This is a genomic window from Streptomyces sp. AHA2, from assembly GCF_036857595.1.
GTDB lineage: Bacteria > Actinomycetota > Actinomycetes > Streptomycetales > Streptomycetaceae > Streptomyces.
In genome coordinates, this window is the sequence record NZ_JAUQWJ010000005.1 from 220,696 (window position 1) to 241,951 (window position 21,256).

Below are 21,256 nucleotides of genomic sequence, written 5' to 3' on the forward strand. Positions count from 1 at the left end.
AGGAGAAGTGTCGTGCACCTGGCACGAGGATCGAGTGACGACCCGCACGTCTGGCTGTGGGTCCTGGGCGCTCTCGCGCTGTACGCGCTGATCAGCTACGCACTGGCCTACCGGGCCCGCGCCCGGCGCGGTTCCTCGCACCCGGCCAGGGACGCCGTGCACGACTTGAAGGACCGGGAGGACCCCCAGCCGCCCGAGGACCGTTTCGTCAGTCGCCTGATCATGTTCTCCGGTGCCGGGCTCACCGGTCTGGTCGCCTATCTGACCAGTGGCGCGGTGCGGGTCCTGACCGTCGGTCTCACCGCACTGGTCGCGGTGACGGTCTGGGCGTACTTCGACCACCGCACGCAGACGCGCGCCGCCGCCCGGCGGTGAGACGCCGCCGAACGTGACGAGGCCCGGCCCCCTGCGAGGAGGGGGCCGGGCCTCGTCACGTGGTGAGGGCGCGGGTGTGTCAGGGGGTGGTGGTCTCCGGGTGGTTGCCCGGCCCGTCCGCTCCCGGGGAGAGCGGGGTGGGGGACAGCGTCGTGTCCTCCTCCCCCGGTTCCAGCAGGGTGTCGGCGGCTCCGACGATGAGGGGGTCGGGGGTGCCGACGGCCTCCTGGTCCTTGTTGGCGTAGTCGATGCGCGAGAGCAGGCTGCGCATGGTCTCCAGCCGGGCGCGCCGCTTGTCGTTGCTCTTGACGACGGTCCAGGGCGCGTGGACGGTGTCCGTGGCGCGGAACATGTCGACCTTCGCCTCGGTGTAGTCGTCCCACAAATCCAGCGAGGCCACGTCCGTGGGCGAGAGCTTCCACTGGCGCACCGGATCGACCTGGCGGATCGCGAACCGGGTGCGCTGCTCGGAGCGGGACACCGAGAACCAGAACTTCACCAGCAGCACGCCGTCTTCGACGAGCATCCGCTCGAAGGCCGGGCACTGGGCGAGGAAGAGCTCGTACTCGTCCTTGGAGCAGAAGCCCATCACGCGCTCCACGCCGGCCCGGTTGTACCAGGAACGGTCGAAGAAGACGATCTCCCCGGCCGTGGGCAGCTGGGCGATGTACCGCTGGAAGTACCACTGTCCCATCTCGCGTTCGGTGGGCTTGTCCAGGGCGACGACGCGGGCGCCGCGCGGGTTCAGCCGCTCGGTGAACCGCTGGATCGTGCCGCCCTTGCCCGCCGCGTCGCGTCCCTCGCAGACCACGACCAGGCGGGCACCGGTGTCCTTCACCCACCGCTGGAGCTTGAGGAGTTCGATCTGCAGGACGCGTTTGGTCCGCTCGTACTCCTTGCGGCCGATCTTGCGGTCGTAGGGGTAGTTCTCGCGCCACGTCCGGATGGGACGCCCGTCGGCGTCGAGCACGATCGGCTGCTCGCGCCGGCTGTCGTCGACGGTCAGTCCGTCCAGCAGCTTGTCGGCGTCTTCGGCGTTCATCGTTCCGGCTCCCCGTTCGGTCCGTTCCGTCAACCCGTCAGAACGGCATGCGGCCGCGGGAGCGGCGGCCCGCCGCGCCACTGCGGCTCACCGCGCGGGAACTGGAGTGGAAGGGCTTGCTGAAGAGCCGGCCCAGCACACCGGGCGCCTTGCCCCCGGCCCGGGCGCCGGCGCCGAGCGTCCGTTGGGTGCCGCGCTCCGGGTGACGGGACAGACGCGGGACGAGGAAGGCCAGGACGGCCAGGACCACACACACGCCGATGACTGCGGCGACCACCATGATCGTGCTCCTTTTCAGTGGGTGACGCAGACACGGGTGCCCCCACCCGCTTCACCCATGTGGAGTAACGGGGAAGCGGTGCGGGCAATCGGCCGGATCATCGGTGCCGGCCCGGCCGTGGCCGGCAGCCCCAGTCCTGTCGGCTGCCGGCCGCGGCCCCGGCCCGGGGAGTCAGGAGGAGCGGGAAGCCAGGTACTCCGCCACACCCGGCGCGGTGTGCGCGTCCTCGACGTTCACCGCGGCACCGACCGCCTCGGCGTCCGGCTTGTGGATGTACGCCTCGGTGCTGGCGGGCTGTGCCTTGTCGGAGAAGTTCTGGGCGGTGCCGAGACCGACGTCGACGCTGGACTGCGAACGGTGCGCCTCGACCACTGCTTCGCGGGTGAGACTGCCCCCCTCGCAGGCCTTCTTCAGGTCGTTGCCCATCAGCCGGGCGGCGTTGTAGCCGGAGAGCACGCCCGAGTCGAGGAGGGAGCCGGGATACTTCTTCTCGTAGGCGGTGACCATCTTGCGCACCCCGGGCAGGTCGGAGCTGACGGCCGGGGCGGCGCTGACCACGTTCAGCAGGGCGGCGAGGGCGGGTGCGGCCGGGGTCTTCATGAGCTGCGGGGCGTAGCCGGGCGCACTGGTGACGACCGGCACCTTCAGGCCGCGGGAGGCCGCCACTCCGACCAGGGAGGCCGTCTGGGCCGGTCCGGCGCTGATCAGGACGGCCTTCACGCCCTCCTTGCGCAGGGCGGAGACCTGGGCCGACAGGTCGGTGTCCGTCGCCTTGATCTTCTGGCCGGCGATCTTCAGGCCCGCCTTCTCGGCGGCCCACTGCGAACCTTCCAGGGCGTTCGCGCCGTAGTCGCCCTCGAAGTAGACGTGTCCGACGGTGTCGCCCTTGCCGAGGCCCTTGGTGCGGGTGAGGAAGTCGACCGCCGCGATCATGTCGATGTCGTAGGTGGTGCCCAGGACCTGCACGGCGTCGCGGCCGAGCAGGGAGGCGGCCCAGGCCTGCGGGAAGGTGAGCACCTTGTCCCGTTCGATGTCGTCGAGCAGCGCCGCCACCACGGGCGACCCGATGACCTGCGGCAGCGCGACGACGTCCGTGGACAGGTCGGCGTACGCGGTGACGGCCTTCTGGACGTCGTAGCCGTGGTCCTTGACGACGATCTCGACGCGCCGGTCGCAGATGCCGCCGTCGGCGTTGACCTCGTCCGCCCACATCTGCTGGGCCTGCACGATGCTCTTGCCGAGTGTGGCGTAGGGGCCGGTGAGGTCGGTCAGGGCGCCGAGTCTGATGACCTCGTCGGTCACTCCGGGACCGGCCTTGACGCCGTCGGCGCCGTCGCCCGCGTTCTTGGCGGAGTCGGCCTTGGAGCTGCATCCGGTGGCGGTGAGCAGCAGGACGGCCAGGGCGGTGGCCAGGAGCGTGGTGGGACGTGCGCGGTGCGTGTGGTGCGTGGACTTCACGGGGTGGGCTCCTTGGCTCGTGCGGACGACGCGGATGCGGGTCGGGGCGAGGACGGGGGCGGTGGGGCGGCGCGCCGATGACGCAGGCGGGCGCGCAGGCGGCGGACCAGGCCGTGCAGGCCGTCGGGCGCGAAGAGCAGAATCAGGACGATCGCCGCTCCGTAGAGGTAGCGGGCGGCCTCGGTGGGGCCGATCGTGCCGTCGGTGCTGCCGGGGGCGGCCACCAGGGGCAGTTGGTCGGCGTAGCGGGTCATGAGCAGGGGCAGCGCGGTGACGAAGACGGCACCGGCGGTGGCGCCTGCCACCGAACCCAGCCCGCCGATGACGATCATGGCGAGGTAGTCGACCGACAGCACCAGACCGAAGTAGTCCGGGACCACCCGGCGGAAGGCGAGCGCGAGCATCACCCCCGCCAGGCCCGCGTACATCGAGGAGACGACGAAGGCCGCCGAGCGGTAGCGGGAGACGTCCACGCCCATCACCGCGGCCGCCGTCTCGCTGTCGCGCAGCGCCACCAGCGCCCGTCCGGGGCGGCCGCGCAGCAGCCCGCGGGCGGTGAACCAGGTGAAGGCGAACAGGGCGAGACCGAGGTACCACAGCCGCTCCTCCGCCCCGAACGGCACGCCCAGCACAGTGAGTTCGGAGTCGGCGGAGAAGGAGAACCCGCCCAGTTCCAGCGGCGGCACCGAGCGGCCGTTGAACCCGCCGGTGACGGAGTCGGCGGTGAGCAGGACGTGGTGGCCGAGGAAGACCAGGGCCAGGGTGGCGACGCCGAGGTAGACGCCCCTGACCCGGCCGGCGACGGGGCTGAAGAGCCCGCCCGCCGCCCCGGCGAGCAGAACCGCGAGCACGGCGGCCACGGCGGTCGGCAGCCCGGGTCCGGGTTCGCCGGCCAGCCACACGTAGCCGTAGGCGCCGACGGCGAGGAAGAAGGCGTGTCCGAGGGAGAGCTGGCCCGCTGTGCCGGACAGCAGGCCGAGTCCCACCGCGCCGACGGCGGCCGCCATCGAGAACAGTCCGATGCGCAGCCAGAACGCGTCCAGGTAGAAGGGCAGCGCGCACAGGACGACGACGGCCGCGAGGGTCCGGCTCAGGCGTGCGGCACCGACACGGGATCCGGGGAACCGGTCAGACACGGACCGCCGCCTTTCCGCCGAACAGCCCGGTGGGCCGCACCAGCAGCACCAGGACCATCACCGCGTAGGGGGCGACGTCGCCGAAGCCCTCGCCCAGGACGTGCAGGTCGGACTGGTAACCGGCGACGAGCGCCTCGGTCATGCCGATCAGCAGGCTGCCCGCGAGGGCGCCGGGCGGCGAGGCCATCCCGCCGAGGATCGCCGCCGGGAACGCCTTCAGGGCGATCTGCCCGGTCGTGCGCTCCAGACCGGGTGCCGGGAACGCGGCGAGGAAGACCGCCGCCAGGGCGGCCAGCGCCCCGGCCAGGCACCACGCCAGCATGCGGATGCGCACCAGCCGTACGCCCATCAGTGCGGCCGCCTCCACGTCCTCCGCCGAGGCCCGCAGCGACAGGCCCCAAGGCGTGTACCGGAACAGGGCGAAGACACCGGCGATGACCACGGCCGAGACCACGATCGCGGCGATGCGGCTGTCGGCCACGGTCACCGGGCCCAGCCCGCTCACGTCGTCGCCCCAGGGGTCACCGAGCGAGAGCAGGTCGCCGCCGATGCGCCGGGAGAGGTCGGTGAGGATGAGGATGTCGACACCGATGGTGACGATGGTCTGCACGTGGGCGGCGTGCGGGTCCGCCCCGCCGCCCGCCTGGAGCAGGAAGCGGTCCATCGCACCGGCCACGGCGGCCGTGACCAGGACGGACACGGCGAGCGCTCCGGCGAATCCGAGGTCGTCGTGGAACACGGCGGTGAGGTAGCCGCCGAGCAGGAGCAGGGAGCCGTGGGCGAAGTTCATGACGCCGGAGGCCTTGAAGATGATGACGAAGCCGAGCGCGACGAGGGCGTAGACGGCTCCCAGCGCGAGGCCGTTGAAGACGTTGTCCAGCAGGGTGGTCATGCCGCGTCCTCCTGTTCGGCGCCGGTGCCGAGGTAGGCGCGCAGCACCTCGGGGTCGCGGCGGACCTCGTCCGGCGTGCCGTGGGCGATGACGCGGCCGAAGTCGAGGACGGTGACCTCGTCGGCGAGCCGCATCACCAGACCCATGTCGTGCTCCACCAGCACGACGGACAGGCCGAGTTCGGCTCGTACCTCGTGCACCACCTCCACCGCGCGGGCGCGTTCGGCGGCGTTCATCCCGGCGACCGGCTCGTCCAGCAGCAGGACGCTGGGCTCCAGGCACAGGGCGCGGGCGAACTCCACGCGCTTGCGGTCGCCGTAGGACAGCAGCGCGACGGGGCTGTCGAAGTGGGCTGCCAGACCGGTCAGTTCGGCGATCTCGCGGGCGCGGTCGAGATGGGCGCGCTGCTCGCGCCGCGCCTGCGGCAGGCGCAGGGCGCTGGCGGCGAAACCGGCCCGGGACAGGGCGTGGCGGCCGAGCATCAGGTTGTCGGCGACGGTGCCCTGGGTGGTGACGATGTTCTGGAAGGTGCGGGCCACTCCGAGGCCGGCGATGCGGTGCGGGGCGAGCCGGGTCAGCTCGGCGTCACCCAGGCGCACGGTGCCCGTGGCGGGGCGGCACAGACCCGACAGCACGTTGAAGCAGGTGGACTTGCCGGCTCCGTTGGGGCCGATGAGGGCGTGGACGGTGCCCGGGGTGACCGTGAAGGACACGGTGTCCAGGGCGGTGAGTCCGGCGAACCGTACGGTCACGTCGGTGACGGCCAGTTCGGGCGGTGCGGTGGTGCGGACGGTCACGCGGCTCCCTGCCCCTCGGTGGTGTCGGCGGTGCGCGCGGGCCCGCCGTGCCCGGGGCCGTCGGCGGCTTCGGCGCCGGTGGTCTCGCCCAGGTAGAGCCGCCGTACGGCGTCCGTGCGGGCCAGTTCGTCCGCACGCCCGGAGAGCCGGACCTCGCCGACCTCCAGGACGTGCGCGGTGTCGGCCAGGGACAGCGCCATGCCCGCGTTCTGCTCCACGAGCAGCACGGCGGTGCCCTGGGCGTTGATCTCGCGGATGACGTCGGCGATGCGGTGGACCATCTGCGGGGCGAGGCCGAGGGACGGTTCGTCGAGCAGCAGCAGGCGCGGCGCGGCCATGAGGGCGCGGCCGATGGCGAGCATCTGCTGTTCGCCGCCGGACAGCAGCCCGGCGGCCTGCCGGGTGCGTTCGGCCAGGCGGGGGAAGAGCGTAAAGACCCGTTCCCGGGCTTCGGCGACCTGGTCCGGGCGGCGCCGCCCCAGGCCGAGACCGCCGCTGCGCAGGTTCTCGTCGACGGTGAGCCCGGCGAAGACCCGCCGTCCCTCGGGCACTTGGACGACTCCGGCGCGCACCGCGGCGACCGGGTCGCGCCCGTCGAGTCGCGTGGCGCCGTAGCGGATGCGTCCGGCGGTGATCGCGCCGCGGTGCAGGCGCAGGGTGCCCGACACCGCCCGCAGCAGGGTCGTCTTGCCCGCGCCGTTGGCGCCGAGCAGGGTGACGACCGTGCCGTGCGGGACGGACAGGGAGACGGAACGAAGGGCGGACAGGGCGCGGCCGTAGGTCACGTCGACGCCCTCGATGTGCAGGGCGGGCTCTTCGTCCGGTGGTGCTTCGGGCATCACGGCTCCTCGGGTCCGTGCCGTCGGGCACGGGTGCTTCGGGGGAAGGGCAGCCCACGACAGCACGGGCGCGGACGCGCGGTACAGGTGTCCGGCCCGGGTGGCTGCGCGGTCCCAACCCCGCCGGACGCAGACTGTGCGGCTGCCCAGAACGGCGGCGCCCCCGGGTCCCGTCCCGGGGGCGCCGCAGCAGCGAGCGAGCCGTGGTGTCAGCCGTGCCGGAGGCGGTGGGCGGTGAGGGCGAGGCTGATCTCCACCACGTCGTGCGGGCGCGCCAGGGAACGGCCGATCAGCTGTTCGCAGCGGCGCAGCCGGTTCAGGACGGTGTTGCGGTGGCAGTAGAGGCGCTCACCGGCGCGCTGGGCGGAGCCCTCGCAGGCGAACCAGGCGACGAGAGTGGCCAGAAGGACGTCCCGGTCGGCCGGTTCGAGCCGCAGCAGCGGGCCGAGCACCTGCTCGGTGAGGGTGGCGCCCAGTTCGGGGCAGGAGCCGACCAGGGCCTCGGGCAGGTGCTCGGCGAGCCGGACGGTGCCGCCCTCGGGCGGGCAGATGCGCAGGGCCAGATCGGCCAGGCGCCGGGCGTCGCCGACGGCGGCGAGTCCCGTCACGGCGTTGCCGACACCGACCCGGCGGCCGGGCGCCCCGCCGACGGGCACGCCGAGCGCGGCCAGCGGGTCCCGGTGCGGGGTGTCGTTTCCGCCGGCCGTTCCGCCGCCGTCCGGCGAGCCGTCCCCGAGCAGGACGATGCCGTAGTCGACGTCGGCCCCCGCGTGCCAGTACGTGCCGTCGCCGTGCGCGGGGGCCAGCGCCCGGACTCCGGTGAGGTCCTGCGGCCGGCCGCACGCGACCGCGACGACCACGTACCGGCCCTGCTCCGGCAGGCCCAGCCCCTCGGCGGTCTCCGGCAGGTCGGCGATCCTGCTGGTGCCGTCCAGCAGGGCCGCCGCCAGCAGGCGCGCCCGGTTCTCGCGCCGCCAGGCCAGTTGCCGTTCGGTCTGGCGGTAGGCGTCCGCGACGAGCGTGCAGTGCTCGTCGACGAAGTTCCACACGTCGGTGGCCACGTGGACCAGGAGCCGGATGTCGTCCGGTTCCGCCCGGGCGGTCTCCTCGACCAGCCGCTGCCACACCAGGGACCCGCCCAGCCGGAAGGCGTGCAGCAGCGCGTCCAGCGGCAGTCCCTGCTCGGCCCGTGCCACCCCGATGCGCCAGGTGCAGCGGTGGGCCGCCTCCCGGCTGCCGCGCGGGTCGAGCAGCGAGGTCACGCTGTGCCGCAACGAGCGGTACGCCTCCTGCCAGGTGCCGGTGTGGTCGTTCTCCAGGGCGGTCCGGTACGCCGGTTCCTGCTCGCCCAGGACAGCCAGCAGCCGGTCGGTCAGGTCCGGCAGGTCCTCCAGCAGGACACGGGCGGCGCGGTGCAGGACGCGCAGCGCGTCGGCGTCGATCAGCGACCGGAACCTTCGGGTCCGCGGCTGCGGCACGGGCATGGGCCCGGTGCGGAACGTCGTGCGTGTGCGTGCGGCAGGATGCATCGCGGTCCTCCCCCAACTTCGGCCCGCCCGCCCCGCACCGCCGGATCCGAAGAAGGCCGGCGGGCACGGCACCGGGGCGCGCCGTCGTCACCCAGTACTCCTGCTCCGAAGAATGGCATACCGTCCGGTCGGTCCCCAGGGTCGTGCGGCCATCTTCTGCGAGTGGAAGGCCATCCTCCGGATGGTGGGGGCCGCCAGTCCCGGTGGCGGGGACCGAGGTCAGGGGACGGACCGCGGAGACGGGACGCCGGTCGCGGCGGGGCTCAGCGGTCCTCCCGGCTCACCATGCGGGCCAGTTCCATACGGGAGCGCACACCGAGCGCGGCGAAGACGTTGCGCAGGTGGTAGTCGACCGTACGGGTGCTGACGGCCAGGCGCCGGGCCACCTCCCGGTTGGTGGCGCCCTCGGCGACGTGGCGGGCGATGCGCAGTTGCTGGGGGGTCAGCCGCGACAGCGCCCCGGCCGGCTCCTTCCCGGACGCGACGCCGTTGGCGCGCAGTTCGCCGCGCGTCTGCTCCGCCCACGCGCCGGCCCCGCAGCGCTCGAAGCCGACCAGGGCGGCGCCGAGCCGGCCGCGGGCCTCCCGGAGCCGGCGGCGCCTGCGCAGCCACCGGCCGTAGAGCAGTTCCGTGCGGGCGCGCTCGAAGTCACCGCCCGACTCGTCGTGCAGCGCCAGTGCCTCCAGGTACAGCTGGTCGGCCTTCCCGTCGTCCGCGGTCAGCAGGGCGCGGCAGCGCGCGAGCTGGGCCGGTGCGTGCGGATCGGCGCCGAAGGCCGCCCACTGGGCGAGGTCGCCGACGACGTCCCGGGCGTCCTCCGGCTGACCGGCGAGCACCGCGGCCTCGACGAAGCAGGGCAACGCCAGCATCCACACGGCGAAGTGCCCGCGCCGGGGGCCCGGGCCGACGAGCGGGCCGAGCCGGTCGGCGGCCTCCAGGGGCCGGCCGCGGGCCAGGTCGGCGCGGGCCAGGGCCCACTCGGCCAGGGTCGCCGCCTGGGCCAGGCCGTGGCGGCGGGCGACACCGAGGGCGGCCGAGGCGTACCCGGCGACCGCTGCCGTGTCCCCCTCGATCGAGGCGGCCAGGGCGAGCATGGCGTGGTGACTGGCCGCGGTGTTGTGATGTCCGGCCGCCCGTGCCGCCACGACGCCCTCCTCCGCGTGGGCGCGGGCCTGGGCGTGCCGGCCGGCGCGGAGTTCGGCGTAGGCCAGGTACTCCAGCGCCCGCGCCTCGAACGCGGCGCACTCCGTACTGCGCGCGGCCGCCAGGGCGCGGGCCCCGGCGGCGCGCGCCGCGTGGACGTCACCGAGGAGCAGGGCGGCCGCCGCGGCACGCAGCAGCCGCTCGGGCCGCTCGTCGGTGCGCGCCCGGTGCAGCACGCGCCGCAGCGGCCCCACGGCGAGCTCCGGGTGTCGGGCCAGCAGGGCCCGCATACCGTCGCGGTAGTCCCGGAAGAAGGGGTCGCCCACGGCCGGCGGTGCGTCCCGTTCGGCGTCGGACCGCTCCGCACGGCCGCCCTCGGAGCCGGTGACGGCGGTGGTCACGGCCGGTTCGGAGTGGCGGGGGCCCGCCGCGGCCCACCGGGCTCCTCCCTCACCGGGGAGGTCCACGGCGGCCCGGGGCGTCGACCGCCCGTCGAGGATGGCCAGGCAGACGCCGATGTCACCCGTCGCCCAGGCGGCGTCCGCCGCGCACAGGCGCGCGGCCTCGGCGCCGTCCGGGTCCTCGGCCGCCAGCAGGGACGCGGCCAGCGCCAGGGACTCGCGCGCGTCGCCCACCGGCCCGCCGGCCAGCTGGCGCCGGCCGCGGGCGAACGCGACATGGCCGCGGTGCGCGGCGGCCGGCCGTACGGCTTCGTGTCCGGTCCCCGTGCGGGAAGCCGACCGCACGCTGCTTCCTTCTCCGGTCATCCCATGGAGGTTACTTGCGCGTAAGGAAGACCGGAAGGCTCGCGTCCGTGGCACGGGGTGCGGTAACCGGCGTGCTCACCTGCGGATTGGTCCGGTGTGGTCGCCCGGCGGACTGTGCGGCTGCCCAACGCACCGCCCCGGCGGGGTTGCTCGTGCACGGCACGGCGGCGGACGCCCCGGAGCGTCCGCCGCCGGCTGCTTCACCGTCTCCGGCCGCGCGGGCCTCAGGCGGCGGGGGTCAGGAGGCGTGGGGGCAGTTGCCCCGGTACTCCTCGATGGTCAGGCTCGGACGGGGCAGCGGGCACAGGAACTGCTCGTAGCGGGTGTCGTTGTCGATGAACCGCTTGAGCCAGCTGATGCTGTACTTGGCGATCGTCGTGTCGTTGCTGTTGGGCGTGAAGTGGGTGGCGCCGTTCAGCTCGAGGTACGCCTTGTCCAGCGACGACGGCAGGTTCTGGTAGAACGGCTCGGCGTGGCTGGAGACCGGGGCGATCGAGTCGCCGTCGGCGCCGAAGATCAGGGTGGGCGTCCGGACCTCGGGCCAGGTCTTGTCCAGGTTCCACGGGGTGAGCGGGATGGCGGCCTGGAGGGAGGGCCGGTCCTTGGCCGCTTCCAGGCTGCCGCCGCCGCCCATCGAGTGCCCCATCACGCCGAGGCGGGTGGCGTCGACCCGGCCGCGCACGGAGCTGCGCTGGGTGAGGTAGTCGAGCGCGGCGAGGAGCTGCTCACCGCGCGAGTCCGGCTGATCCATCGTGGTGTTGGTGTCGATGGTGAACACCACGAACCCCTGTGAGGCCAGGCGCGGACCGAGCCAGGCGATCGACGACTCGTAGGCGGTGAAGCCCGGCGAGATCGCCACGGCGCCGAAGGTGCCGTCGGCGGTGCTGGTCGGGTAGTAGATGGTGCCGCCACCGAAACCGCTCACGGCCAGTGAGGACACCGACGTCTGCGAGACGGCGTACGGACCGCGCAGGGCCTCGATGCTGGACTGGGTGGGCGCCGGGCCCCGCTCGTAGGGGTTGTCGGCGGCGTGGGCCCCGGGGGCGGCCAGGGGGCCGATGCCGATGACGGCGGCGAGCGCGGCGGCCGCGCCGGCCAGTCGCCCGGTCCGGCGTCCGAACGCCCCGCGGGGGCGGGTGGGTGAGTCGGTGTGGGGGTCGAGGTGCACGACGAGTCGTCCTCTCGGTCGTGGCGGACGGCCCACCGCACGGGCATGCGGGACCTGGGGTGTCTTTCGCATGCCCGCGGTGGGGCACCGCCGTCGGGCTGGCCGTGCCACTGTCGGCCATCGGCCGCCCCGCGGGGACCGGCAATGTCACCGGTCTCGTGCACCGCGGGAGGGGGCGTGGCAGCCAGGAAGGCCGTCCGCCCACGACGCGCGCTCCGCGGGCGGCAGCAGGAGCGGGGACCGTCGCGGCTTGCACGGCCCCCGCCCGATGACGCTCAGTCCCGGCCCGGCGGGGGCTCCTCGGCCGTGATGACCAGGGCCGCCTGGTCGTCCTCCACGGTCCGGCCGCCCACGAAGGCGCGGATGTCCGCGGCCACCGTGTCGACGATGTCGTCCGCCGTCGGCCGGCGGGGAGTGCTGCCGAGGGCCTCGATCAGCCGGGCCTCGCCGTACTGTTCCGCACCGGCGGTCCGGCACTCGGTGATGCCGTCGGTGTAGAGCAGCAGGCTCTCCGCCGGGCCCAGCGTGAACCGGCTCGCCGTGAGCGTGGGCGGGATGCCGATGCCGATGAGCCCGCCGGACGCCTCGACCGTCCCGACCCGGTGGTCGCCGTCCAGCACGAGCGGCAGGGTGTGACCGGCGCGGACCAGGTGGACGCCGAGTCCGCCGGGAGCCGGGGCGAGATGGCCGTAGACCAGGGTCACGAAGCCGTTGTTCTGGTGGGCGTGCCGGTCGTTGAGTGCCTTGTCGACGGCCTTGACGATGTCGACGGGGTCGTCCAGCAGCGAGGTGACCGCGCGTGCGGTGTGACGGACCAGGGCCGTCGTGGTCGCTGCGGTGGCTCCGCGTCCGCACACGTCCCCGAGGATGAAGGCCCAGCTGCCGTCCTCCCGGGGAAAGACGTCGTAGAAGTCCCCGCCGATCTCCAGCCCTTCACCGGCCGGGTGGTAGAAGGCGGCGAGCCGGGCGCCGGGGATGTCGGGCAGGTCGGGCAGCAGCAGACCCGTCTGCAGGTCGCGGGCGAGCGCGGCACGTTGCGCGTACTGGCGCGCGTTGCGGGCGGCGGAGGCGGCTCGGCGGGCCAGTTCCTCGGCCAGCGCGACCCGGTGGTCGTCGAAGGGGCGACCGTCGGTGGACAGCAGGGTCAGCGCGCCGAACGGCCGCCCGCGGTCCACCAGGGGCACGCAGACGTAGCCGGTGACGCCCAGTTCGCGCCAGGGTCCGCCGCCCGTCGGGCTGTGGCGGGCCACTTCCGTCAGGCCGGAGGCCAGGACCCGGGCGACGACGTCGTCGTCGGCCCGGAGGGAGGAGTGATGAGAGGTCAGCAGCGTGCGCTGCTCCTCGCCGGGTGCGGCGGCCGCCACGCGCCGGAGGCGCCCTCCCTCCAGGATGTCGACCACGGCCAGCGGGGCGAGCCTGGCGCCGGACAGGGCGGCCAGGCGCTGGAGCGTCTGTCTCTCGTCCAGCCGGCCGGCCAGGGTGCTGCTGGCCGTCAGCAGGAAGGCGAGGTCCTCCCGGGCGGCCTTCTCCCGCGCGTCGGCGGCCTGCCGGGCCTGTTCGGCCTGGTGCCGCTCGACGGCGAGGGCCGCGGTGTCGGCGAAGACGCGGGCCAGCGCGAGGTCGCTGTCCTGAGGGGAACGCGGTTCGCGGTGGTACATGGCGAAGGTGCCGAGGACCCGGCCGTCACGCGCGAGTATCGGCGTGGACCAGCAGGCGGCGAGCCCGGCCTGCCCGGCCAGGGCCCGGAAGTCGGTCCACAGGGGGTCGGTGGCGATGTCGCTGACGACCACGGTGCGGCGCCGGTGGGCGGCGGTGCCGCAGGAGCCGACGCCTTCGCCGGTGGCGATGCCGTCGATGGCCTGGTTGTAGAAGGCGGGCAGGCTGGGCGCCGCGCCGTGGCGCAGGTGCCGGCCGTCCCCGTCGGCCAGCAGGACGGAGACGATCACCTCGGGGGACAGTTCCTCGATCGTCCGGCACATTCCGTCGAGCACCTCGGGCAGCGGGGCCTGGCGGGCGATCTGCTCCAGCAGCGCGCGCTGCTCGGCGGCCAGGCGCCGGGCGTGCTTGACCTGCGTGGTCTCCACGCCGATCATCCGGACGCCGATCACGTCGCCGGCGGTGTCACGGCGGGCTTCGTAGGTGAAGTCGAAGTACGCCTCGCGGGTGGCCTCGCCGGTGCCGAGGACCACCCGGGCGTCCCGGCCGACGTGCCGCTCCCCCGAGCGGTACACCCGGTCCAGCAGGTCGATGAACCCCTGGGGCACGAGCTCGGGCATGAGGTCGGCCAGCGGCAGCCCGGTGCGTTCACGTCGGTCGCCGACGGCCGCGAAGAAGGCGGGGTTGGCCGCTTCCAGGACGTGGGCGGGCCCGGCCATGGACGCGAACAGCGCGGTCGACGTGCCGAACAGCAGCGAGAGGTCCTCGTCCTCCTCGCGCACGGTCCCGGACCGGCGGATGCCGCTCATCGGCCTCCGTTCACGCTCGGCCGTCATCCCGTCCCCCTCGCCGAGCGCCTGCCCCGGATTCCGGGTGAGCCGACATCAGGCTCACCCCGGCATGGTGCATGCCACATCCGTGGTCATGGGCACCGGGACGTCCGGGCCGTCCTGCCAGAGGAGAGCCGAGGGAGCCGGAGAGAGCGGTGACCGGCCGTAACACCGTGTCCGCCACGGCGGCACTCAGTCCACGGTCAGGTGCAGCCGCACGACCAGGCCCGAGGCGGGCGTGCGGATCTCCACCAGGTCGCAGAGCTGGTGCATCATCCAGACACCCCGCCCGCCTGCCGGGGACAGCGGGTCGGGACGGCGCCGGCCGACCAGCGGGTCGGTGATCCGCCCGCCGTCCTTCGTCTCCGCGATCAGGGTGTCGTCGGTGCGCCACAGCCGCAGGGTGCCGCGTCCGCCGCCGTGCCGCACGGAGTTGCCGGTGGCCTCGTTCACGGCGAGCAGCCAGTCGGTGCGGCGGCGCGCCGTCAGGCCGGCGTTCTGCGCCCACTCGGCCGCGGCGTCGCGGACCTGGCCGAGGTCCTGCTCCTCGAAGTGCAGGACGACCGGGTCCGCGGGCTCGGGCAGGGGCGCGTCGCAGTCCCGGTGCACCGCCCGCGGGTCGGTGTAGTGCGGGCTGGGGCGGCAGTCCTCGGCGATCCCGAGGACGGGGTGCGTCCGGTGGGCCTCCTCGAGGAGCCGGTCGGGCAGGCGGGTGTCGTACGGACACAGGATCGTGGCCTGCCGCCCGGCGAAGGCCAGGTTGATCAGTGCTTCGTGACGGGTCGCCTCACGGGCCTCCTCCGGGGTGCGGCCGACCCAGATCGGCTCGCCCACGATGGAGGGGCGCCTCTGTTCGTGCCGGTCGGCGAACTCCTGGAGCATGGACAGGATGCGCCCCGGATTGCGTCCGGCCTGACACATGTCGACCCAGGTGACGTCCAGCTCCCCGAGGGCGCCGCGCAGCAGGGCGAGGCGGGCGCCGGGGACGGCGACGAGCAGCGGCCGGCCGAGGGCCGCTTCGCGGCGGACGAACTCGCCGACGCTCTTCAGGTACTCCTGGTCCGTGCCGTAGAAGACGGCGGGGTGGTGGAACGCCGCGTCCTGGCCCGGGGTCGCCGACGGTCGCGAGTACGTCGTCATTTCCCCACCTCCTCGAGACCGGCACCCAGCTCGGGGAAGAGTTCCAGCACGCGGTGGAAGGCGGGCGGAGCGTTCAGGAGCCGCACCGGCGAGGCGAAGGGCCGCCGGCGCGCGGCGCGGGCTATGTCGGCCACGGCAGCCACGTCCAGATGGTTCAGGTCCGACAGGTCGAGGGTGAGGGAGGGGGCCGGGGAGGCGGCGAGGGAGGCGGCGGTCGCGGCGGCGACGCGACGGCTCTCGTATCCGCCGGTCCCGGAGAGGCGGAAGCCGGGCGTGCCTGCCAGCGGGGCCGCCGTCAGCGCCGGCCCGCCGGCACCCGGGGACGCGGCGCCGGAGCGGTTCAGGTGTGCCGAGGTCAGCGCCGCCAGCTCCTGGTGCGGGAACAGGCGCCGGTCGTAGAAGCACCATGCGGTCAGGGGCAGCCGCTCGAACACCTCGTGGTGGATGCGCATCTCGTACTCCAGCAGGCGCTCCGCCCCGGGTATGTGCCGGGTGCCCCACGACATCTCGCCGATGACCCGCAGGTTCCGGTAACCCAGGGCGGCCGCGCCGTCCACCGCCTGGCGCCACAGGCCGATCATGGCGTCCGGGTCGAAGCCGGATCCGGCCAGGTACGTCTCCTCCGCGGTGGTCACCAGCAGCTGTCCGCGGCGTACGGCGCCCGCGGCGTCGATGCCGTGCTCGGTGAGGGTGCGCGTCACGCGGTCGGGGTCGGTGGCGTCGGCGAAGTACTGCACCTGTTCGCCTCCGTCGAGCCCGGCCCGCACGAAGGCCACGAGATGGCCGGCCCACTCGTCGTCGCTGGAGTAGCTCACGGCGACGTGACGGGCGGCCGCGGACTCGCCACCGGGGATCGGGCGGGTGTCCCTCATGGACTCACCCTCTCCTTCCACACGCGATCAGCCGTACTTCTCGGGCCGCAGCACGCGGCAGCCTACCTCAGGGCCGGCTCGTCCCGAGAGTCCGAGGCAGGTGCCGGAGACCTGCCGGACACCGCGGCGTCGCAGGTCGCGTCGTCAGCCCGGGGCGCCCGCGTCACGAGCGGCGGTGTCGGCCGCGACGTCGGTCACAGTCTTCGCGACGGGGTCGGCGGCCACCGCTTCCTCCACGGTCGCGTGGACGGGCAGCAGCTGGGAGATGCCGGTCATCGTGACCATGCGCATCAGACGGTCGGGGACGGCGGCGAGGTGCAGCGAACCGTCCCGCCGCTGCGTCGCGTGCAGGAGCGTGATGAACGTGCTCAGACCGGTCGAGTCGACGAAGTCCACCCGGGCCAGGTCGAGCACCAGATGCCGCACGCCCTCGCCGACCAGGGCCAGTGCGTGGGCGCGCAGCGTGAGTGAGGTGTGCAGGTCCACGTCCCCCGTGACCGTGAGGACGGCGCTGCGGTCGCTGAGGCGGTGGACGGTCATGTCGAGCGGGTCGGACACGTCTGTCATCACTCCTGGCCAGGGCTCGGGTGCTTCGGTGGTGCGTCGTGGCGGGACGAGGCGGGGTCGTCGGCGGCCGCGCGGTGCGGGCAGCCCGGGGTCACGGCCGCGGTGGGCCGCCGCCCGGCGCGTGGACGGTGACCAGTTCCGCCAGGCCGGAGACCGTGAGGACGGGCTGGAGCAGCGGTGTGACGACGAGCTCCAGCCGGTCGGCGTGGGCGAACAGCACGCTGAGTCCGGCGCTGTCGAGGTACTCCACGGCGGTCAGGTCCACTTCGACGGGGCCGGATCCGGCGTCGAGGGCTTCGGCCAGGGATCCGGCGTTGCTCATGTCGATCTCGCCGCTGACCATGAGCCGCGGGGTGCCGTCAGGACGCCGGCCCGGGGTGAGGGTGAGCGGGGTGGTCATCAGGCGATCCTCATCTGCATGTCGACGGTGGTGCCGGCCGGGCCTGGTGTGATGGTGACGCGCTGCATCATGGCCCGCATCAGGGCGACACCCCGGCCGCGGTGGGCGTTCAGCTCCGGCTGCGGCACCTTCCACCGGCCGCTGTCGGCGACCGTGAGCCGCAGGCTGTCCACCAGGGCTTCGGCGCGCAGCCGTACGGCCTGGCCCGGCGCGTTGCGGTGGCCGTGCTCGATGGCGTTGGCGCAGGCCTCCCCCGCGGCGACGAGGACGTTCTGCACGGCGTTCGGAGGCAGGTCGCACTGGGCGAGCCAGCCGCGCAGCGCCTGGCGGACGGGGGCGAGCTGGGCGGACTCGGCCGGGAAGGACAGCTCCAGCGGGCCCGGGTGGCGGTAGAGCAGCAGCGCGACGTCGTCGTCGTAGCCGCCGGCCGGTGACAGGCGGGACATCAGCGCGGTGGCGAGGTCGTCGACGGGCACCTCGCGCCCTTCCTGCACCGCCTCGCCGGCCTCCTCGATGCCGGCGTCGAGCGAGCGGCGGCGGCGCTCGACGAGCCCGTCGGTGTAGAGCAGCAGCGTGGAACGCGCGGGCAGGACGCAGCGCGCCTCCGGCCGCTCCCTGCCCGGGCGGACGGCCAGCGGGAGCGAGCGTCCGTCGTCGAGCCGCCGGACGGTCCCGTCGGAGTGGGCGAGGATTCCCGGCGGATGTCCCGCGCTGGAGTACGTCAGCTCCCCCGTGGCGGGGCTCAGGACACCGCAGAACACCGTCGTGCACTGCGCGCCCGGGACGCTCGCCGCGAACTGGTCGAGTGCCATCAGGGTGCTGGAGGGGCCGGACTCGCGCAGCAGCAGCGCGCGGCAGGCACTGCGCAACTGGCCCATGACGCTGGCCGCCTTCAGGCCGCGGCCCACGCAGTCCCCGACGACGATGCCGATCCGTCCGTCGGGCAGCGCGACGGTGTCGTACCAGTCGCCGCCCACCTCCAGCGGGCGGGTGGCCGGCTCGTAGCGCACGGCGAATCCGTCGGGCAGCCGCGCCGGGCCCAGGATGGCGCGCTGCAGCGCGATGGCGGTCTCGCGCTGCTGGTCGATCTGGTGCGCCCGGACCAGGCCCTGCGCGAGGTGCCCGGCCAGCAGGGAGAGCAGCAGCTGGTCCTCGCCGGTGAACGGCCGGTGCTCGCCCAGGTCGATCCAGAGGGCCAGCGGACCCAGGGGGTGCTCCAGCAGGACGCCGGCGCCGCTGTCCTCCGGGACCGGGGTCAGTGGTGACAGGTGCCGCAGGCCGGTGAGCAGGTCCCGGCGCTGGGCGGGCAGGTCGTCCCAGCTCAGGCCGGGGTCCGTGGCGGTCAGCACCGGCACGTCGCCGCGTTCGAACACGGCGGCCACGACGCACCGCGCACGCCACAGTGCCCTCAGTTCCGCGAGGGCGCCGGACAGCGCGTCGGCCAGGTTGGTGGCCTGCGACAGGGTCGTGCTCAGTGCCGCGAGCGCGGTCTGGCGCTGGACGGCGTAGTGCTCGGCGGTGACGTCGCGGAAGGTGCCGACCGTGACCCGCCGTCCGGTGTCCGGGTCGTGCGCCTTGTTCCAGGTGACCGCGATCCACAGGCGGTGGCCGTCGCGGTGGGCGACCGGGACGGTGGTGGAGCCCTTGTCACCCTCCAGCAGGCTGGCGAAGGCGGCACCGACCCGGCGGTGCGCCTCGGGGTCGGTGCCCGGGTCGGGCCACCACGGGTGGACCGGAGCGTACGGCAGGTCCTCCGGGCCGAAGCCGAGGATGTCGGTGAAGGCGGAGTTGATCTCCACGACCGCTCCGGACTCGTCGCAGACGAAGAACGCCTCCTGCAGCGAGTCGATGACGGCCGTCCGCCAGCGCAGGTGGTGGCCGCGCAGCCGGGCCAGTTCGACGTTCGCGCGCACCCGGGCGAGGAGTTCCGCGGCGGCGAAGGGCTTGACGAGGTAGTCGTCCGCGCCCGCCTGCAGGCCCTCGATGGACGCCTCCTGCCCGGCGCGCGCCGAGAGCAGCAGCACGGGCACCGCGGCCGTGCGCGTCTCCGCGCGCAGCCGGGCCACCAGGCCGAGTCCGTCCAGCCGGGGCATCATCACGTCGCTCACGACGAGGTCGGGGATGTCGCGGCGGACGGCCTGGAGGGCCTCCACGCCGTCGGTGACGGTGATGACCTCGTACCCGGCCCCGGCGAGGATGCGGGCGAGGTACTCGCGCATGTCGGCGTTGTCATCGGCGACCAGCACCCGGGCGCTGCCGGACGGGCCGGGCCCCGGCGTCTCGGCCGTGTTCGCCGCGGTTTGCACGCCGATGTCCTCGGCGGTACCGCCGGCCGGCAGCCAGCGCAGGGCCTCCTGGACGAAGGGGTCGGCGGTGGCGGAGGCGGCGGTGCTGCTCGCCTCGGACACCACGGATTCCGGCGCCAGATGGGCGGTGCCGAAGGGCAGCCGGACGGTGAAGGCGGTGCCTTCGCCCTCGCTGCTTCGCGCCGTGATGGAACCGCCGTGCAGACCCACCAGCTCCCGTACCAGGGCGAGTCCGATGCCGCTGCCCTCGTTGGAGCGGGAGCGGGCGTTCTCGATGCGGTGGAAGCGCTCGAACAGCCGGGGGATCTCGGGGGCGGGCACACCGATGCCCGTGTCGGACACGCTCACCACGGCTTCGTCCCCCGACCGGCGCACCCGGACGCTCACGGACCCCTCGAAGGTGAACTTCAGGGCGTTGCTCAACAGGTTGAGCACCACCTTCTCCCACATGCCGCGGTCGATGTACACCGGCTCTTCCAGGGGAGGGCAGTCCACCTCGAAGGTGAGTCCCGCCTTCTCCATCGCGGAGCGGAAGACGCTGGCCAGCTCCGCGGTGACGGCGGCCAGGTCGACGGGCTCGTGGCGGGCCTGCATCCGGCCGGCCTCGATGCGGGAGAAGTCCAGGAGCGTGTTGACCAGCTTGCCCAGCCGCAGCCCGTTGCGGTGGATGACGTCCAGTTCCCGGCGCACGTGCTCGTCGGCGCCGGCCAGGCGGGTGCGCAGTTCCTCGGTCGGTCCCATGATCAGCGTCAGCGGGGTGCGCAGCTCATGGCTGATGTTGGAGAAGAAGGTGGTCTTGGCACGGTCCAGCTCGGCGAGTTCCTCGGCCCGGCGCTGCTGGGCCTGGTAGCTGCGGGCGCTGCCGATGCCGGAGGCGATGTGTCCCGCCGTCAGTTCGACGAAGCCCCGGTAGCCGTCGTCGAGCTCGCGGTAGCGGTTCAGCGCGGCGACGCAGAAGCCGTACGGGGCGCTGCCCTGCTGCAGCAGCGGGACGACCAGTGCCTGCGTGGGCGGTTCGGGCCACTCGCCGGCGGGCAGGCCGGCGAAGCGGTCGCCGGTCAGCGGCACGAGGGCCGTCTCGCCCCGGGCCAGCGCGTCCGCGGGCCACAGGGCGCCGGGGTCGCCGGCCCGCAGGAGGGCCGGCGCGGCGGGGTGCCCGGCGGGGACGCCGGTGGAACCGGACAACCGGGCGTCGTCGCCGTCGAAGAGGTACGTCAGGGTGAAGGGCAGGTCCTTGCGGTTGCGGGCCAGCTGCCGGTCGGCGAAGGTCAGCACCTCCCGCTCGGTGCGGATGACGCTCGGGTCGGAACCCAGGTCCCGCAGCGTGGCCATGCGCCGTCCGCCGATCACCCGCTCGGTGTCCTCGCTGACCACGCAGAGCATGCCCACGACGTCACCGAAGTCGTCGCGCAGGGGGCTGTAGGAGAAGGTGTGGTACGTCTCCTCGGTGTAGCCGGAGCGCTCGAGGAACAGCAGCAGTCCCTCGTCCCAGGTGGCCTGCCCGGTGCGCAGCACGGTCTCGATGCGGGGCCCGATGTCGCCCCAGATCTCCGCCCACACCTCGTTGGCCGGCCGGCCCAGCGCCCAGGGGTACTTGCGGCCGAGCGTGTCGCGCCGGTAGGCCGCGTTGCAGAAGAAGGTGAGCTGCTCGCCCCACGCCATCCACATGGGGAAGCGGGAGGACAGCAGGATGCTCACGGCGGTCTGGAGGCTCTGCGGCCACTGCTGCGGCGGGCCGAGGGGCGTGTCCGCCCAGTCCACCCGGGCGAGGTCCGCGCCGACCTCGCGGTCCCCGGCGAACACGTCACCCGCAGCCGTCACCGGCGCCGGTCCGTGACCGGTCTCGGCAGAGCGCTCCACGGGACACCCCCCTTCCTGCCGGCCCGCTTCCGGGACCACTCCCATGCCCATTCCATGTCGAACGCGCGCACGGACCCCTGGCCCGCGCACCCATGCCTCTGTCTGCCCCGGAACCGCCGCCTGACGCCGACGAATGCCACGTCGGCCTGCGTGCGGTGACGACGGCCCTCCGCCCCGGCCGGCCCCTCCCCCGGGGTGC

General features: G+C 73.9%; 17 protein-coding genes. 1 reads left to right on the forward strand and 16 read right to left on the reverse strand.

Features of this window, described 5'->3' with window-relative positions; translation table 11 throughout:
• The first annotated feature begins 12 nt into the window (after positions 1-12).
• Positions 13-375, forward strand: coding sequence for a hypothetical protein (locus Q5694_RS13575; RefSeq protein ID WP_333933108.1), 363 nt, complete (start codon positions 13-15; stop codon positions 373-375).
• Positions 376-454: 79 nt separating this feature from the next.
• Here Q5694_RS13575 and ppk2 read toward each other — a convergent pair whose 3' ends face one another.
• The 16 genes from ppk2 to Q5694_RS13655 form a co-directional block, all read right to left on the reverse strand.
• On the reverse strand, positions 455-1,417 hold the full coding sequence (gene ppk2 / locus Q5694_RS13580; protein WP_333933109.1) for a polyphosphate kinase 2: 963 nt from the start codon (positions 1,415-1,417) through the stop codon (positions 455-457).
• A 37-nt stretch (positions 1,418-1,454) separates the two neighbouring features.
• A complete protein-coding gene (locus tag Q5694_RS13585) occupies positions 1,455-1,697 on the reverse strand; it encodes a DUF6411 family protein (protein WP_333933110.1) in 243 nt (80 codons plus the stop codon).
• 171 nt (positions 1,698-1,868) lie between these two features.
• Positions 1,869-3,155 carry an ABC transporter substrate-binding protein gene (locus tag Q5694_RS13590; RefSeq protein ID WP_333933111.1) on the reverse strand — a complete coding sequence of 429 codons (1,287 nt, stop codon included), beginning with the start codon at positions 3,153-3,155 and terminating at the stop codon, positions 1,869-1,871.
• Complete coding sequence (locus Q5694_RS13595; RefSeq protein ID WP_333933295.1) at positions 3,152-4,249, reverse strand: branched-chain amino acid ABC transporter permease; 1,098 nt, start codon at positions 4,247-4,249, stop codon at positions 3,152-3,154. The genes Q5694_RS13590 and Q5694_RS13595 overlap by 4 nt, the downstream gene beginning before the upstream one ends.
• Positions 4,250-4,283: 34 nt before the next feature.
• Entirely contained in the window at positions 4,284-5,183 is a 900-nt protein-coding gene (locus tag Q5694_RS13600; protein WP_333933112.1) for a branched-chain amino acid ABC transporter permease, read from the reverse strand.
• The gene (locus Q5694_RS13605; protein ID WP_333933113.1) at positions 5,180-5,980 is read right to left on the reverse strand and encodes an ABC transporter ATP-binding protein; all 801 of its coding nucleotides are present in this window, start codon (positions 5,978-5,980) and stop codon (positions 5,180-5,182) included. The genes Q5694_RS13600 and Q5694_RS13605 overlap by 4 nt, the downstream gene beginning before the upstream one ends.
• A complete protein-coding gene (locus tag Q5694_RS13610) occupies positions 5,977-6,819 on the reverse strand; it encodes an ABC transporter ATP-binding protein (protein ID WP_333933114.1) in 843 nt (280 codons plus the stop codon). Before Q5694_RS13610 ends, Q5694_RS13605 begins: the two co-directional genes overlap by 4 nt.
• 209 nt (positions 6,820-7,028) lie before the next feature.
• A complete protein-coding gene (locus tag Q5694_RS13615) occupies positions 7,029-8,348 on the reverse strand; it encodes a PucR family transcriptional regulator (protein ID WP_333933115.1) in 1,320 nt (439 codons plus the stop codon).
• Between the two features lie 263 nt (positions 8,349-8,611).
• Entirely contained in the window at positions 8,612-10,258 is a 1,647-nt protein-coding gene (locus tag Q5694_RS13620) for a helix-turn-helix transcriptional regulator (protein WP_443040870.1), read from the reverse strand.
• A gap of 238 nt (positions 10,259-10,496) precedes the next feature.
• Positions 10,497-11,426, reverse strand: a complete 930-nt coding sequence (gene bdeA / locus Q5694_RS13625; RefSeq protein WP_333933116.1) for a bis(hydroxyethyl) terephthalate hydrolase — start codon at positions 11,424-11,426, stop codon at positions 10,497-10,499.
• A gap of 275 nt (positions 11,427-11,701) precedes the next feature.
• Complete coding sequence (locus tag Q5694_RS13630) at positions 11,702-13,891, reverse strand: SpoIIE family protein phosphatase (RefSeq protein WP_333933117.1); 2,190 nt, start codon at positions 13,889-13,891, stop codon at positions 11,702-11,704.
• Positions 13,892-14,104: 213 nt separating this feature from the next.
• Entirely contained in the window at positions 14,105-15,052 is a 948-nt protein-coding gene (locus tag Q5694_RS13635; RefSeq protein WP_333933118.1) for a sensor histidine kinase, read from the reverse strand.
• Positions 15,049-15,924 (reverse strand): MEDS domain-containing protein, encoded by an 876-nt coding sequence (locus tag Q5694_RS13640; protein WP_333933119.1) that lies wholly within the window; start codon positions 15,922-15,924, stop codon positions 15,049-15,051. The genes Q5694_RS13635 and Q5694_RS13640 overlap by 4 nt, the downstream gene beginning before the upstream one ends.
• Positions 15,925-16,068: 144 nt before the next feature.
• Complete coding sequence (locus tag Q5694_RS13645; RefSeq protein WP_333933120.1) at positions 16,069-16,491, reverse strand: STAS domain-containing protein; 423 nt, start codon at positions 16,489-16,491, stop codon at positions 16,069-16,071.
• Positions 16,492-16,582: 91 nt separating this feature from the next.
• Positions 16,583-16,891 (reverse strand): STAS domain-containing protein, encoded by a 309-nt coding sequence (locus Q5694_RS13650; protein ID WP_333933121.1) that lies wholly within the window; start codon positions 16,889-16,891, stop codon positions 16,583-16,585.
• Complete coding sequence (locus Q5694_RS13655; RefSeq protein ID WP_443040871.1) at positions 16,891-21,057, reverse strand: SpoIIE family protein phosphatase; 4,167 nt, start codon at positions 21,055-21,057, stop codon at positions 16,891-16,893. Before Q5694_RS13655 ends, Q5694_RS13650 begins: the two co-directional genes overlap by 1 nt.
• Positions 21,058-21,256: the final 199 nt, after the last annotated feature.